Source organism: Microvirga sp. GCM10011540, from assembly GCF_042650665.1.
Lineage (GTDB): Bacteria > Pseudomonadota > Alphaproteobacteria > Rhizobiales > Beijerinckiaceae > Microvirga > Microvirga lenta.
In genome coordinates this window covers 54419-68423 of sequence record NZ_JBHSBQ010000140.1, presented here as the reverse complement: position 1 = coordinate 68423, position 14005 = coordinate 54419, and the positions used below count along the sequence as shown (strand labels likewise).

Sequence of the window (14005 nt, the reverse complement as noted above, 5' to 3'; positions counted from 1 at the left end):
AGGCCTGCCCTTTTCGTTGGACGGATCGAAACGGCGGCTTACTTGCGGCGATACAGTCCCGTGAAAGTCACGTTCGCTCCGCCGCACATTCCGTTGTCCTTCACCAGCAGGTACGAACCGAGGCGGCGCATCTGGACCTTGCAATCCACGTCGTCGGCCTCGTCGAAGGGAAGCGTGCCGTTTTCGCCCATGCCGAAGGAGAGGCTCGCGCCCTCGGCCTGCGTCTCTCCCTCCAGGGTGCCGATATGGACTCCGCCGCGCTCCACGCGCCCGGGATCCAAGGCGCCCCAGGTCGCATCCCCCTCGATCCTGAAGGCGTCGGGCCGCGCCCCCGGCGCGATGCGGATCGTACTTTCGGGACCGCTGCGCCATTCGCCGATCCAGTCGCCTTTCCGGACTGCCCCTGGATCCTCCACCCGTGTCACAGCGGCTCGGGGAAACCATCCATAGGTCGTGCGCCCCTTGCGGTCGGCATAGCTGACGCAGACGAATTCGCCCGAATTGCCGGTGACGACCACCTCGTCGCCGGGAACGAGATAGGCCTTGTCCTGGCAGACGGCGCTGCTGTTGGGGCAGCCTTTCTGGAGAACGCCGAGCTTCACGAACCTCACCCGCGGGGAGAGGTCGTTCACCTTCCCCAAGGGCACATCCACGTCCGGTCCGAGATTGTCAAGCCCGGAACCGAACGGGAAGCAGTCGGGACTCTCCGCGATCGCGGCATCGGCCCCGAAAACGCCGAGGAACGCGAAAGCCGCCGCTCCGATTCCATGCCGTGCGATCATGGTCTTCCTCCGGACCGGACCTGTTCTTCGCGGGTCAGCGCACCGCCTGCTCGTACTGTTCCGCCTTGAACCCGACGACGAGGCGGCCGTCGAGGTCGAGCACGGGGCGCTTGATCATGGAGGGTTGATCGAGCATGAGCGCGAGCGCCCTGCCCTCGTCCAGGCCGGTCTTGTCGGCGTCCGGGAGCTTGCGGAAGGTGGTGCCGGCGCGGTTGAGAAGGGTCTCCCAGCCGAGGCTGCGAACCCAACTCTCGAGCCGGGCCCGGTCGATCCCTTGAGCCTTGTAGTCGTGGAACACGTAAGGCACGCCGTTGGCATCGAGCCAGGCGCGCGCCTTCTTCACCGTGTCGCAGTTCTTGATGCCGTAGAGCGTCGCGGATGACGTCGGCATCGGCTCACTCCCACTCGATGGTGCCGGGGGGCTTCGAGGTGATGTCGTAGGTGACGCGGTTGATGCCCTTGACCTCGTTGATGATGCGGGTGGCCACCTGGCCGAGGAACTGCATCGAGAACGGGTAGAAATCCGCCGTCATGCCGTCCACCGAGGTCACGGCGCGAAGCGCACAGACATGGTCGTAGGTGCGCCCGTCGCCCATCACGCCCACGGTCTTGACCGGCAGCAGCACGGCGAAGGCCTGCCAGATCTCGTCATAAAGGCCGGCCTTGCGGATCTCATCGAGATAGATCGCATCCGCCTTGCGCAGGATGTCGAGCTTCTCGCGGGTGATCTCGCCGGGCACGCGGATGGCGAGGCCCGGCCCCGGGAACGGGTGGCGGCCGACGAAGGCCTCGGGCAGGCCGAGCTCGCGGCCCAGCACCCTCACCTCGTCCTTGAACAGCTCGCGCAGGGGTTCCACGAGCTTCATGTTCATGCGCTCAGGGAGACCGCCTACGTTGTGGTGGCTCTTGATGGTCACCGACGGGCCGCCCGTGAACGAGACGCTCTCGATCACGTCCGGATAAAGGGTGCCCTGCGCCAGGAAGTCGGCGCCGCCGATCTTCTTGGCCTCCTCGTCGAACACGTCGATGAAGAGCCTGCCGATGGTCTTGCGCTTGACCTCGGGATCGGACACGCCTTCGAGCGCCCCGATGAACAGGTCCTGCGCCTGCACGTGGACCAGCGGGATGTTGTAGTGATCCCGGAACAGGGTGACCACCTGCTCGGCCTCCGCCGCGCGCAGCAGCCCGTGGTCGACGAAGACGCAGGTGAGCTGGTCGCCGATGGCCTCGTGGATGAGGACCGCCGCCACCGCCGAGTCGACGCCGCCCGAGAGGCCGCAGATCACCCGGCCGGTTCCGACCTGGGCGCGGATGCGCTCGATGGCCTCCTCGCGGAAGGCCTTCATGGTCCAGTCGCCCTTGCAGCCCGCGATATCGCGGACGAAGTTGCGGATGAGCTGCGCGCCTTCCGGCGTATGCACCACCTCCGGGTGAAACTGGACGCCATAGAACTTGTGCGCCTCGTCCGCCACCACGGCGAAGGGGGCGTTCTCGGACCTGGCCAGCACCTCGAAGCCCTCGGGCAGCCTGGTGACCCGGTCGCCATGGCTCATCCAGACCGGATATTTCTTGCCGACCTGCCACACGCCCTGGAAGAGCGGGCTCTCGGTCAGCACCTCGACCTCGGCCCGGCCGAATTCCGAATGGTGGCCGCCCTCGACCTGCCCGCCGAGCTGCGCCGCCATGGTCTGCTGGCCGTAGCAGATGCCGAAGACCGGCAGGCCGGTCTCGAACAGGTCCTTCGGCGCGCGGGGCGAGGCATCGGTCGTCACCGATTCCGGTCCGCCGGACAGGATCACGCCCTTCGGCTTCATCTCCCGGATGGCCTCGGCGGCTTTCTGGAACGGCACGACTTCGGAATAGACGCCGTCCTCGCGGACGCGCCGCGCGATGAGCTGGGTCACCTGCGATCCGAAGTCGATGATGAGGATCTTGTCGTGGGATTGGGTCATGGCGCGGTGCTTACGGCGTTGGAACTGACAACAATGGGATGAGGCTCGCTTACGGGCTTCGCCTCAAAACAGCAACGTAAAAGCCGTCAGTGCCCGTCCTGAGCGGCGTCATCTGCAGCCCGTGGAGGGTCGGACGGACCGATCCTTCGAGGTCCTTCAGGCCCGCGGCCTCCAGAACCTCGGAGACGGGAACCGGAGCAAAGCCCGGGTGGCGCTCCATGAAGCTTGAGAGCGCATCGTCGTTCTCTTCCGGCAGGATCGAGCAGGTGATGTAGACGATCCGCCCGTCCGGCCTCGCCAGGGAGGCAGCCCGGTCGAGCACCGCCGCCTGCTCCTTGAGGCGCGTTTCAAGGCTGCCGGGGCGCAGGCGCCACTTGGCGTCCGGGTTGCGCCGCCAGGTGCCGACGCCGGTGCAGGGCGCGTCGACGAGAACGCAGTCGATGCGCCCGTCGAGATCGGAAACGGCATCCGCCTTGCCGCGCGGCGTGCGGACCTGGACGTTGCGGACCCCTGCCCGCGTCAGGCGGTCATGGATGGGCGCGAGGCGGCGGGCGTCGTTGTCGGTGGCGTAGATCTGCCCATGATTGTCCATCATGGCGGCAAGAGCGAGCGTCTTGCCGCCGCCGCCCGCGCAGAGGTCCACCACCTGCTCGCCCGGCTTCACGGCCGAGAGCAGGGCCGCGAGCTGCGAGCCTTCGTCCTGGATCTCGACCCAGCCCTTCAGGAATTCGGGCTCCGCCTGGACGGCGGGGCCGCGACCGTCCTCGCTGGGGGCGATGCGCAACCCTAAGGGCGAGAGCGGGGTCTCGACCGCGCCGAGATGGGGCAGCGCGTCATGCGCCTCGTCCCGGGTCGGAACCTTGAGCGCGTTCACCCGCAGGTCGAGAGGCGCACGGGCGGTCAGGGCCTGGAGTTCCGGCACGAGCTCTTCGCCGAAGAGACGGCTCAAGGACGGTGCGATCCAGTCGGGGAAGTCGCCCGCGACATGGGCCGGGGCCTCGTCGAGGCTGGCGCTCCCGAGCCGCTCCCGCTCCGTCTCCGTCAGAGGTTCGGGGGCGAAGCGCTCGCCCGAACAGAGAGCGGCGATCTGTTCGACCGTGAGGCCGCGCTGGAGGCGCAGCATTCCGAGCACGACGCTCCGGGGAGAACTGTCCCCCATGATCCAGGCGGCGGACGCCTTGCGGCGCAGGGCGTCGTAGACGAGGCTCGCGATGGCGGCCCGGTCCTTCGAGCCGGCGAAGCGGTGGGACAGGCCCCAATCCTTGAGGGCGTCGGAAGCCGGGCGACGACGGGTCTCGATATCGCCGAGAACCTCGATGGCGGCGGAGATGCGTGCGGCAGGTGTCATCGGAAAGTCACACCCAAGCTTGGCCGTATATTCGACACAATGTTACCTTGCTTCGATCCAGATGCGCCACGAAAGCAGAGCCGTGCGCGCATCCCGCGCGCTGCTTTTCTGGAGCCCTTCTCGATGTTGACCAGTCTGACTCGCATTGTCGCTGTCGGTCTCACTCTTGCAATCGCGGCCTGCGCCACCACGCCTCCGCCCGCCGTCGATCTCACCCCGCCGGCGCGCAAGGCCTACGATGCCAAGACCCAGCTCGAAAGCGGCCGGATGTAGTTTGCAGGAACGGGGTGGGCGCAACGCCCACCCCGCCCCCGGATCAGATGGCGGCCTCGGCCGCGAAGATCTGCACCGCGAAGATCACCCACATCAGCATGAGGATCAGCGCGCCGATCAGGAAGACCTGGAAGCGCCAGGAGACCTTGTTGACCGTGGCGTAGATGTAGGCATGGACCAGCCGGGTCGCCACGTAGAGCCAGGACAGGACCACGAAGGTCAGGTCCGCCTTGCGGGTCACGAGCGCCAGCGCCACCAGCACATAGAACAGAACCGGCAGCTCGAACTGGTTGTGGAAGGTGTTGACCACCTGCTGCGTCTGCCGCGGCCAGTTGCGCTCACCGAGCGCGATGTCCTTCACCTTCACCTCGCCCGATCTGATGACGGAGATGCGCGACCGTCCCATCCAAAAAAGCAGGAAGAAGGTCAGGGCGACCTGGACGAAGACCGGCAGGAGAATGGAGGTGACGCTCATGGATCGGCTCAGCTGCGGGTGGGGTAGTTCGGGCTTTCCCGCGTGATCGTCACGTCGTGGACGTGGCTCTCGCGCAGGCCCGCATTGGTGATGCGGATGAACTGGGCCTTCTCGCGGAACTCCGCGAGGTTCGGTGCGCCCACATAGCCCATGGAAGCGCGAAGGCCGCCTGCGAGCTGGTGCAGCACCGCGGAGACCGGGCCCTTGTAGGCCACCTGCCCCTCGATACCTTCCGGCACGAGCTTGAGCGTGTCGCGCACCTCGGCCTGGAAGTAGCGGTCCGCCGAGCCGCGGGACATGGCGCCCACCGAGCCCATGCCGCGATAGGCCTTGTAGGAGCGGCCCTGATAGAGGAACACCTCCCCGGGGGTCTCATCCGTGCCCGCGAGCAGGGAGCCGACCATGGCGCATGAGGCGCCCGCCGCCAGCGCCTTGGCGAGGTCGCCGGAAACCTTGATGCCGCCGTCGGCGATCACCGGCACATCCGCCTCGGCGGCGGCCTCGACCGCCTCCATGATGGCGGTGAGCTGGGGCACGCCCACGCCCGCCACGATGCGGGTGGTGCAGATGGAGCCCGGCCCGATGCCGACCTTGACCGCGTCCGCGCCCGCGTCGATGAGCGCCTTGGCGCCTTCCCGGGTCGCCACGTTGCCGGCGATCACCTGGACGGCGTTCGAGAGCTTCTTCACCCGGGTGACGCTTTCCAGCACCTTCACCGAGTGGCCGTGGGCCGTGTCGACCACGATCACGTCGCAGCCCGCGTCGATAAGGCGCTCGGAGCGCTCGAAGCCCTGTTCGCCGGTCGTCGTGGCGGCCGCCACCCGCAGGCGGCCCTGCTCGTCCTTGGCGGCATTGGGATAGGCGACCTGCTTCTCGATGTCCTTGACGGTCACGAGGCCGATGCAGCGGAAGTGATCGTCCACGACGAGGAGCTTCTCGATGCGGAACTGATGCAGGAGCCTCCGCGCCTCCTCCTGGCTCACCCCTTCGCGGACCGTGATGAGCCGGTCCTTGGTCATCAGCTCGGAGACCGGCTGGTTGGGGTTGTTGGCGAAGCGCACGTCCCGGTTCGTCAGGATGCCGACCAGCTTGCCCTTGGAGCCGCCGGGGCCGCGCTCGACCACCGGGATGCCCGAGATGCCGTTGTGCTTCATCATGGCGAGCGCGTCGGCAAGGGTCTCGTCCGGGTGGATGGTGATGGGGTTCATCACCATGCCGGACTCGTAGCGCTTCACGAGGCGGACCTGCTCGGCCTGGACGTCCGGCTCCAGATTGCGGTGGATAACTCCGAGGCCGCCGTTCTGGGCCATGGCGATGGCCATCCTGGCCTCGGTCACCGTATCCATGGCGGAGGCGATGATCGGAAGGTTGAGGCTGATCGTGCGGGTCAGGCGGGTCGCGATATCCACATCGCCCGGGAGCACCTCGGAGCGGCCGGGCCGAAGCAACACGTCATCGAAGGTCAGTCCCTCGATGAGCCGATCGGCGAATATGGAGGCCATGGCCAACTCCTTGAATCAATGGGTAACGGATGGGGCTTTGCAGCGGCTGGAAGTTGGCGAGGGTCCGTAGCACGGGCGCCGCACTTTCGCAAAGGGGCCCGCAGCGCATTCCCAGAAGACCAGCCCTGCGTCAAAAGCCTTTGCGACTCTCGAGGGGAGCGCTAAGTCCCACGAGTCATGCGTCAATCACGCCTCCTCCCCCTGATCATCGCCACCGCTCTCTTCATGGAGAACACGGACTCGACGGTGATCTCGACCTCGCTGCCGATGATCGCGCAGGATCTGGGGGAGGACCCTATTGCCCTCAAGCTCGCCATCACCTCCTACCTCGTGAGCCTCGCCATCTTCATCCCGATCTCGGGCTGGATGGCCGACAAATACGGATCGAGGACCGTGTTCCGGGCGGCGATTGCCGTGTTCATGGCGGGCTCCCTCGCCTGTGCGTGGGCGAACTCCCTGGAAGGCTTCGTTCTGGCGCGGTTCCTGCAGGGGATGGGCGGGGCCATGATGGTGCCGGTGGGACGCCTCGTCCTCCTGCGCAGCGTACCCCGCAACGAGCTCGTCCAAGCGCTCGCGACGCTGACGATCCCTGCCCTCGTCGGGCCCGTGGTCGGCCCGCCGCTCGGCGGCTTCATCACCACCTATTTCGACTGGCGCTGGATCTTCTTCATCAACATCCCCATCGGCATCCTCGGGATGGTGCTGGCGACGATCTATGTCCCCAACATCAAGGAAAGCGACACCCCGCCCCTCGACTTCGTCGGCTTCCTCCTTCTCGGCATCGGCCTGTCCCTGGTCATGCTGGGCCTCGCCTCGGGCGGGCGTCACCTCATTCCCCTCGGGGTCTCGGTGGGCTGCACCGTGGTCGGCACGATCTGTCTGGTCCTGTATCTCCTCCATGCCCGCCGCACGCCTCATCCCGTCCTGAAGCTCGGCCTCCTGAAGATCCCGACCTTCCGCATCAGCGTCCTGGGCGGAGGCCTGTTCCGGGTAGGCGTGGGCTCGATCCCGTTCCTGTTGCCCCTCATGCTCCAGATCGGCTTCGGCCTGAGCCCCCTCGCCTCCGGTTCGCTGACCTTCATCGCGGCGGTCGGCGCCCTGTTCATGAAGACCCTGGCGAAGCGCATCCTGGAACAGACCGGTTTCCGGATGCTGCTGACGATCAACGCCGTCATCGGCGCACTCTTCATCGCGGCCAACGGCCTCTTCACGCCCTCGACGCCCTACTGGCTGGTCATGGCGGTCCTGTTCGTCGGCGGCTGCTTCCGCTCGCTCCAGTTCACCAGCCTGAACGCCATCGCCTATGCGGACGTCTCGAAGCGGGACATGAGCTATGCCACGAGCCTGTCGAGCGTGGCGCAGCAGCTGGCGCTGAGCATGGGCGTGGCCCTTGGAGCCTTCGCGCTCGAGACAAGCGCCACCTCCCATGGCTCGGGCGAGATCACGGCGGCCGATTTCGGCCCGGCGTTCTGGACGGTGGCCATCATCTCGGGTCTGTCGGCCTTCTCGTTCTTCCGGCTCCATCCGAGCGCCGGCGCCGAGATGTCGGGCCACAAGGCGGTGGAGCGGAAGGTGCCGTCGACGGGCATGGGCGACGGGATGAACGGCCGCTAGGCCGACCCGAGGCCGAGGAGCTCCAACACGAGAGCGTGATCGGCCGACCGCTGACAAGCTTCCGGACTGCGCTATTGTGTCAGACGTCTCAGGCGGAGGCTTCCATGGACCAGCGCATCATCGACCTCTACGACGACTTCACTCACGGCGGCATGAACCGCCGCACCTTCCTCGACCGGCTCGCGGCCCTGGTCGGGAGCGCGGCCGGTGCGACGGCCATCCTGCCGATCCTGCAGAACAACTACGCCCATGCGCAGACCGTGCAGGAAAACGACCCCCGCATCACGACCCAGATGGTCGACATCCCGGGAGCGCAGGGCCTCAAGGGCTATCTCGCCAAACCGGCGACGGGCACCGACCTTCCCGCCGTGATCGTCATTCACGAGAACCGCGGCCTCAACCCGCACATCAAGGACGTCACCCGCCGCATGGCGACGGAAGGCTTCCTGGCGCTCGGCGTGGACTACCTCTCCCCCATGGGCGGCACGCCCGCGGACGAGGACAAGGGCCGCGAGATGATCGGCCAGCTCAAGCAGCCGGACGTGATCTCCTACGGCAAGGCCGCGGTGGACTACCTGCAGCAGCACCCGGACAGCAACGGCAATGTGGGCGCGGTCGGCTTCTGCTGGGGCGGCGGCGCGGTCAACACCCTGGCCGTGAACGAGCCGGACCTGAAGGCGGGCGTCGCCTATTACGGCCGCCAGCCGGACCCGGACGACGTAGGGAAAATCCAGGCGCCGCTCATGCATCATTACGCAAGCCTGGACGAGCGGATCAATGCGGGCATCCAGGCCTTCGAGACTGCGATGAAGCAGGCGGGCAAAACCCTCGAGCTCCATATGTACGAGGGCGTCAACCACGCCTTCAACAACGATACGAACGCCGCCCGCTACGACAAGGAAGCCGCCGACCTGGCCTGGCAGCGCACGGTGGCGTTCTTCAAGAAGCACCTGACCTGAGGGCCGGGCGCATCGAGCCTTGGGAAACTCCTGAAACGTCATGGCCGGGCAAGCCCGGCCATTCGCTCTTCCGCCCCTTCGACGACGGCGGGTATCAGACGTACCAGAAGGCGCCGGTGTAGTTTTCCAGCACGAGGACGTGCTGAATGCCGGCATAGGTGCCGAAGTCGATCACCGTGTTCGCACCCGATTGATAGGCGACGAAGCCGTAGCCGTTCGTGTCGATGACGTCGAACTGGTTGAAGCTGTAGTCCCGGACGGTGTCGATTCCGGCCCCGAAGCCCGAGAACGCGAAGGCGTCGGCCCCGGCGCCGCCCCTCAGGACGTCGTTGCCGATTCCGCCGTCGAGATAATCGTCGCCATCCTCCCCGGACAAGCGGTCGCGCCCGGCTTCGCCGAACAGGGCGTCGCCCTCCGTGCCGCCGCGCAGGGTATCGTTGCCGTCCCCGCCCGCGATGAGATCGTAGCCCGCGCCCCCGACGATGGAATCGTTGCCGGACAGGCCGTAGAGATCGTCGCTTCCGCCGAGTCCGCTGATCGTGTCGGCCTCGAACGTGCCGACGAGCAGGTCAGGGAAGTTGGTTCCTGTGATGGTTGCCATGATACTTCTCCGTCACGCCCACAGCACCTGCTCGCAAATCGAACATGCGAATGGGGACTGAAGCTCCCGCCGAGCGGACGGACACCCTTCGAAGGGCAAACATCAGGCTGTTGTCGATTCCCGTGAGACGTCGGCAATGTCGATGGTTGTGGTGCGCGGCTTGGCGGCGCTTGTCTCCTTGGGTCAGGGCCAAGCCCATTCTACTCCCGCCGAAACGGCGGAAAAGGGCCTGAAATAAGGAAAATCCTGAATTTTCCACTCTGCGCCGGGAGGCGCCGCCTCAATCCTCGAACGGCTCCACCTGGACCCGCCGCCCGACCATGAAGGCATCGGCGACGAGCCGGAACGGAGCGTCGTCCACGAGAGAACGGCGCTCGCTCAGCAGGGCGTCGAAGCAGTCGTAGATGCCCTCGTATTCCCGCGATGCCTCGTCCACCATCAGCTTGCCGCCGATTTCGAGCTTGCTGCCGCCCTCGCGCAGCTTGAGGACCATGCCCGTCTCCGTCTCGACCTCGATGTCCCAGGTCTGGGGGCCGGTCTGGCGCCAGTCGAAGACGGCGCGCAGATCGCCCGCGCCGTGGGCGGCAGAGAACTGGATGTCGGCGGCGATGGGGGCATCCCGGTTGGAGGGGAACTGCAGGTCGGCCTGCTTGATGAAGACCGGCTCCGGCATGATGCGGGTGACGATGGAGAGCGCGTTGATGCCCGGGTCGAAGACGCCGAAGCCGCCCGCCTCCCAGATCCATTGCTGGCCCGGATGCCAATGGCGCACGTCCTCCTTCCACGTGACCTGGAGACGCTTGATCTCCCAGCCCGCGAGAGCCTTCTTCGCCTCCTCCACGGCCTTGTTGTACTGGGCGTGCCAGGTGGTGAAGAGGGTGAGACCGGCCTTATCCGCCATCAGCCTCAGGTGTTCGAGCTCGCTCAGCGTGGCCGCGGGAGGCTTTTCCAGAAGCACGCTCCTCCCGGCGAGCAGCACGTCGCGGGCGATCTCGTGACGCACCTGCGGCGGCGTGCAGATGGCGACCGCCTCCAGGTCCGGCACGGCCTTGAGCATCTCCCGGTAGTCCTGGAAGGCGTGCTTGGCCTCGTCGGGCTTGAGCCCCCGCTGGCTCGCCACGGCGACAAGCTCGAAATCGGGGTTCTTCCTGATGCTCGGGAGATGCTGATCCTGCGCGATCTTCCCGAAGCCGATGATTCCGATCTTGTGTGGCATTCGCCTCCCCCGTGTTGCTCGCCTGAGGGAGATAGCGCCCGTCAGGTCGAAGGCGACTGAGCCGCCGCCCCCCGGAAACCGGTTGCCAACACATAGAGTTCCGCCGAGTCGGAGCGGCTGGCGGCGGGCTTCACATGGCGAACCACCGCGAAGTCCCGTTTCAGGTCGGCCAGGAGCTGGCTTTCCGTGCCGCCCTGGAACACCTTGGCGACGAAGACGCCTCCCGGGGCCAGGATCTCGCGGGCGAAGTAGATCGCGGCCTCGGCGAGCCCCATGATCCGCAGGTGATCGGTCTTCTTGTGGCCGGTCGTGTTGGCGGCCATGTCCGACATGACCACGTCCGCAGGCCCGCCCAGCATCTCGATGAGCTTGTCGGGCGCGCTCTCGTCGAGAAAGTCGAGCTGGATGAACTCGACCCCGGGCATCGGGTCGATGGGGAGCAGGTCGATGCCGACGACCTTGCCCTTCGCGCCGACCTTGCGGGCGGCGATCTGCGACCAGCCGCCGGGCGCGGCGCCGAGATCGACCACGCGCTGGCCGGTCTTCAGGATGTTGTACTTCTCGTCGATCTCGAGCAGCTTGAAGGCCGCGCGCGAACGGTAGCCCTCGCGCTTGGCGCGGGCGACGTAGGGATCGTTGAGCTGGCGCTCAAGCCATTTCTGCGAGGAGAGGGAGCGCTTGTTCGCCGTCTTCACGCGCTGCTTGAGGTTGCGGGTGCCGGAGCCTGACTTGGTGCTCAACGGGCACCTCCCTGCCGCCAGACACTGTCCTCTCTCATCATGTTCATCAAGATTCCTTCGCGCAGCCCGCGATCCGCGATGCGCAGGCGATCGGACGGGAAGGCCCGGCGGATCGCTTCGAGAATGGCGCAGCCCGCCAGCACCAGATCGGCCCGTTCCCGCCCGATGCAGGGATTCGCGGCGCGCTGCTCGAAATCGGAGTACAGCAGCCGGTCGATCACCGTCGAGATGTCCCCGTTTCGCATCCACATGCCGTCCACCCGGCGCCGGTCGTAGCGGGCCAGTCCCAGGTGAATACCCCCGACGGTGGTGACGGTTCCCGACGTGCCCAGAAGATGGAAGTTCGAGGCCAGGCCCGCCTTGGCGGCCACCATGGCGAAATCGAGCAGGAGTTCGGTCACCTCCTCGACCATGCCCTCGAAGCTTTCCTGGGTCACGTCGATGCCCCCATGGCGCTCCGCGAGCGTCACGACGCCCACCGGCAGGGAATCCCATGCCCTGATGCGCTTGCACGGATCCGCGAAGGCATGGGGCGCGGCACCGTCGAGCCAGGCGATCTCGGTGGAGCCGCCGCCGATGTCGAAGATGATGACCGACTCGGCCTTCGGGTCGGCCAGGGCGGCGCAGCCCGTCACCGCCAGGAACGCCTCCGTTCTGCGGTCGACCACCTCGAGTTCCATGTCCAGCTCGCGCCGGACGCGCTCGATGAAGGCCGCTCCGTTCTCGGCCAGACGGCACGCTTCCGTTGCCACGAGGCGGGCGCGGGTCACGTCCTTCGCGGTCATCTTGTCCCGGCACACCCGCAGGGCCTCGATGGTGCGCTCGATGGCATCCTCGCTGAGCAGGTTGCCCAAGCCGAGCCCTTCGCCGAGACGGACGATGCGGGAAAACGCATCGACGACGCGAAAGCCGAAATGTGCAGGCTCGGCAATGAGAAGGCGGCAGTTGTTGGTGCCGAGGTCGAGCGCCGCATAGCTGCGGGAATGGCGCTGGCGCCGGTTTTTCGCACCCGTGATCTGCACGCGATCCGCGAGCAGGGACGGTCCGGCGTCAGATTCCGCAAGCGGTTCCGTCCGGCGCTCCCCTGGCACAGCAGTCGCGTCGTATTTCACGGTCAAAACACAATCCTTGGACACCCGGTGCAGGGTGCCTGTTCGGCTGAGAGAGTAACAACCGCCCTGCACTCCTGCCAAGGGCGGGCACGAAGTTTATGGGTATAGCCCCGGCTGCCGCTCAGACCGCGAAGCCGCGCAGGCGCTCCGTCAGACCCGCGAGGATCTCGGCGCTCACATTGGCGAAGGCGATGCGCAGATGCCCGTCCTGCCCCGGCCCGAAATAGCTTCCCGGGAGGCCGAGAACGCCGCGCTCCGTGGCGAGCCTCTCCGCCACCGCCTGGGCGGTTTGCCCCGGGAAGGGGTGGCGCAGATAGGCGAAATACGCCCCCGCCGATTCGATGCGCCATTCCGGCAGCGGCGCGAGCGCCTCGCGGAAGATCCCGGCGCGGCGGTTGATCTCGGCCCGGTTCTCCTCCCGCCACTCCCGCAGCCCCTCGATGGCCCAGGGCAGCGCGGCCTGAGCCGTCCGCGGGGCGCAGATCTGGATGCAGTCGAGGATTTTCGCGACCTGTTCGATCAGCCCGGCATCGGCCGTGATCGCGCCCATGCGGTGGCCCGGAATGGCGTAGGACTTCGAGAAGGAATAGAGCTGGATCACGGTCCCGCGCCACTCCTCCCCGGTGAAGAGACCGTGCGCGCGGTTCACGCCGCTTGGCAGGAAATCCCGGTAAGTCTCGTCGATAACGAGATAAATCCCCCGGCGGCGGCACAGCTCGGCAAAGGCCTCGATCACGTGGGCCGGATAAACGGCCCCGGTCGGGTTGTTGGGCGTCACGAGCACGATGGCCTTCACCCGCCCGTCGATCAGCGCCTCGGCATCCTCCACCCGGGGCACGAAACCGGCCTCCGGATGGCAGGGCAGCGGGCGGGGCTCGACGCCCAGCATGTCGAGGCTCATCTGGTGATTGAAGTACCAGGGCGTCGGCAGCAGGACCGCGTCGCCCTGGCGGGCCAGCAGCATCATGGCGGCGAAGAAGGCGAGGTTGCAGCCGGCGGTGACCGCCGTGTCCTCCGGCGCGATCCTGCCCTCGTAGATCCGCGAGAGATCGGCCGCGTAGGCCTGCCGGAGCGCGGCGTCGCCTGCGATCGCCCCGTATTGGGCGCCCGCGGCGGAGCCTGCGGTGGCGGCGAGGCGCTCCAGCATCCCGGGATGGGGCGGATTGCCGGGCACGGCCTGGGACAGGTTGATGAGCGGCCCCAGGGCGCCGTCATAGCGCCTGGTCCAGCTCTGGGCTTCGGGAATGGGCGGGCTTCCGACATCCGCGACGAGGGGATTGATGGGGTTCAGGAGGCCGCTCGTCATGAAGGTCGTTCCACTCCGCACAAAATGAAGAAGGACAGGGATTTCCGGGGAACCGTCCCCTGAAATCGCCCATCCTTCAAGATCGAACGTGGGCGCTCAATCCGCCCCGTTCAGGCTGCCGGGCA

At 66.8% G+C, this 14005-nt stretch carries 14 protein-coding genes; 3 read left to right on the top strand and 11 right to left on the bottom strand.

Annotation, left to right across the window (positions count from 1 at the left end; all coding sequences use genetic code 11):
- Positions 1–38: 38 nt before the first annotated feature.
- The 4 genes from ACFOYU_RS22760 to ACFOYU_RS22745 are packed head-to-tail and all read right to left on the bottom strand — an operon-like array spanning position 39 to position 4082.
- Complete coding sequence (locus tag ACFOYU_RS22760) at positions 39–782, bottom strand: hypothetical protein (RefSeq protein ID WP_377035332.1); 744 nt, start codon at positions 780–782, stop codon at positions 39–41.
- A gap of 34 nt (positions 783–816) precedes the next feature.
- On the bottom strand, positions 817–1173 hold the full coding sequence (locus tag ACFOYU_RS22755) for an ArsC family reductase (protein ID WP_377035331.1): 357 nt from the start codon (positions 1171–1173) through the stop codon (positions 817–819).
- Between the two features lie 4 nt (positions 1174–1177).
- Complete coding sequence (gene guaA / locus ACFOYU_RS22750) at positions 1178–2734, bottom strand: glutamine-hydrolyzing GMP synthase (protein WP_377035330.1); 1557 nt, start codon at positions 2732–2734, stop codon at positions 1178–1180.
- Positions 2735–2783: 49 nt separating this feature from the next.
- Entirely contained in the window at positions 2784–4082 is a 1299-nt protein-coding gene (locus ACFOYU_RS22745; RefSeq protein ID WP_377035329.1) for an RsmB/NOP family class I SAM-dependent RNA methyltransferase, read from the bottom strand.
- A gap of 123 nt (positions 4083–4205) precedes the next feature.
- Between ACFOYU_RS22745 and ACFOYU_RS22740 the strand changes: the two genes are divergently transcribed.
- Positions 4206–4355 (top strand): hypothetical protein, encoded by a 150-nt coding sequence (locus ACFOYU_RS22740; protein WP_226741842.1) that lies wholly within the window; start codon positions 4206–4208, stop codon positions 4353–4355.
- Between the two features lie 43 nt (positions 4356–4398).
- On the opposite strand, the gene ACFOYU_RS22735 is transcribed toward ACFOYU_RS22740, so the two are convergent.
- Together ACFOYU_RS22735 and guaB are read right to left on the bottom strand one after the other, a co-directional pair.
- Positions 4399–4830 (bottom strand): MAPEG family protein, encoded by a 432-nt coding sequence (locus ACFOYU_RS22735; RefSeq protein WP_226741841.1) that lies wholly within the window; start codon positions 4828–4830, stop codon positions 4399–4401.
- An 8-nt stretch (positions 4831–4838) separates the two neighbouring features.
- Positions 4839–6332, bottom strand: a complete 1494-nt coding sequence (gene guaB / locus ACFOYU_RS22730) for an IMP dehydrogenase (RefSeq protein ID WP_226741840.1) — start codon at positions 6330–6332, stop codon at positions 4839–4841.
- A gap of 177 nt (positions 6333–6509) precedes the next feature.
- On the opposite strand from guaB, the gene ACFOYU_RS22725 reads away from it, so the two are divergent.
- Both ACFOYU_RS22725 and ACFOYU_RS22720 read left to right on the top strand, forming a co-directional pair.
- A complete protein-coding gene (locus tag ACFOYU_RS22725) occupies positions 6510–7946 on the top strand; it encodes a DHA2 family efflux MFS transporter permease subunit (RefSeq protein ID WP_377035328.1) in 1437 nt (478 codons plus the stop codon).
- A gap of 104 nt (positions 7947–8050) precedes the next feature.
- Positions 8051–8905, top strand: a complete 855-nt coding sequence (locus tag ACFOYU_RS22720) for a dienelactone hydrolase family protein (protein WP_226741838.1) — start codon at positions 8051–8053, stop codon at positions 8903–8905.
- A 94-nt stretch (positions 8906–8999) separates the two neighbouring features.
- Here the strand turns inward: ACFOYU_RS22720 and ACFOYU_RS22715 are convergent, their stop codons facing one another.
- From ACFOYU_RS22715 to ACFOYU_RS22695, 5 genes are all read right to left on the bottom strand, one after another.
- Positions 9000–9506: a calcium-binding protein gene (locus tag ACFOYU_RS22715; protein WP_226741837.1), complete on the bottom strand. Its 507-nt coding sequence runs from the start codon at positions 9504–9506 to the stop codon at positions 9000–9002.
- Positions 9507–9786: 280 nt separating this feature from the next.
- Positions 9787–10722, bottom strand: coding sequence for a Gfo/Idh/MocA family protein (locus tag ACFOYU_RS22710; RefSeq protein WP_226741836.1), 936 nt, complete (start codon positions 10720–10722; stop codon positions 9787–9789).
- Between the two features lie 41 nt (positions 10723–10763).
- Positions 10764–11462, bottom strand: a complete 699-nt coding sequence (locus ACFOYU_RS22705; protein WP_226741835.1) for an RlmE family RNA methyltransferase — start codon at positions 11460–11462, stop codon at positions 10764–10766.
- Positions 11459–12580, bottom strand: a complete 1122-nt coding sequence (locus tag ACFOYU_RS22700; RefSeq protein WP_377035327.1) for a Ppx/GppA phosphatase family protein — start codon at positions 12578–12580, stop codon at positions 11459–11461. Before ACFOYU_RS22700 ends, ACFOYU_RS22705 begins: the two co-directional genes overlap by 4 nt.
- 115 nt (positions 12581–12695) lie before the next feature.
- Positions 12696–13880 (bottom strand): aminotransferase, encoded by a 1185-nt coding sequence (locus ACFOYU_RS22695; RefSeq protein WP_377035326.1) that lies wholly within the window; start codon positions 13878–13880, stop codon positions 12696–12698.
- Positions 13881–14005: the final 125 nt, after the last annotated feature.

Bases quoted from the DNA above. Each gene is read 5' to 3' on its own strand.
- ACFOYU_RS22760 (WP_377035332.1), bottom strand. From the start codon at position 782: ATGATCGCACGGCATGGAATCGGAGCGGCGGCTTTCGCGTTCCTCGGC.
- ACFOYU_RS22755 (WP_377035331.1), bottom strand. From the start codon at position 1,173: ATGCCGACGTCATCCGCGACGCTCTACGGCATCAAGAACTGCGACACG.
- guaA (WP_377035330.1), bottom strand. From the start codon at position 2,734: ATGACCCAATCCCACGACAAGATCCTCATCATCGACTTCGGATCGCAG.
- ACFOYU_RS22745 (WP_377035329.1), bottom strand. From the start codon at position 4,082: ATGACACCTGCCGCACGCATCTCCGCCGCCATCGAGGTTCTCGGCGAT.
- ACFOYU_RS22740 (WP_226741842.1), top strand. From the start codon at position 4,206: ATGTTGACCAGTCTGACTCGCATTGTCGCTGTCGGTCTCACTCTTGCA.
- ACFOYU_RS22735 (WP_226741841.1), bottom strand. From the start codon at position 4,830: ATGAGCGTCACCTCCATTCTCCTGCCGGTCTTCGTCCAGGTCGCCCTG.
- guaB (WP_226741840.1), bottom strand. From the start codon at position 6,332: ATGGCCTCCATATTCGCCGATCGGCTCATCGAGGGACTGACCTTCGAT.
- ACFOYU_RS22725 (WP_377035328.1), top strand. From the start codon at position 6,510: ATGCGTCAATCACGCCTCCTCCCCCTGATCATCGCCACCGCTCTCTTC.
- ACFOYU_RS22720 (WP_226741838.1), top strand. From the start codon at position 8,051: ATGGACCAGCGCATCATCGACCTCTACGACGACTTCACTCACGGCGGC.
- ACFOYU_RS22715 (WP_226741837.1), bottom strand. From the start codon at position 9,506: ATGGCAACCATCACAGGAACCAACTTCCCTGACCTGCTCGTCGGCACG.
- ACFOYU_RS22710 (WP_226741836.1), bottom strand. From the start codon at position 10,722: ATGCCACACAAGATCGGAATCATCGGCTTCGGGAAGATCGCGCAGGAT.
- ACFOYU_RS22695 (WP_377035326.1), bottom strand. From the start codon at position 13,880: ATGACGAGCGGCCTCCTGAACCCCATCAATCCCCTCGTCGCGGATGTC.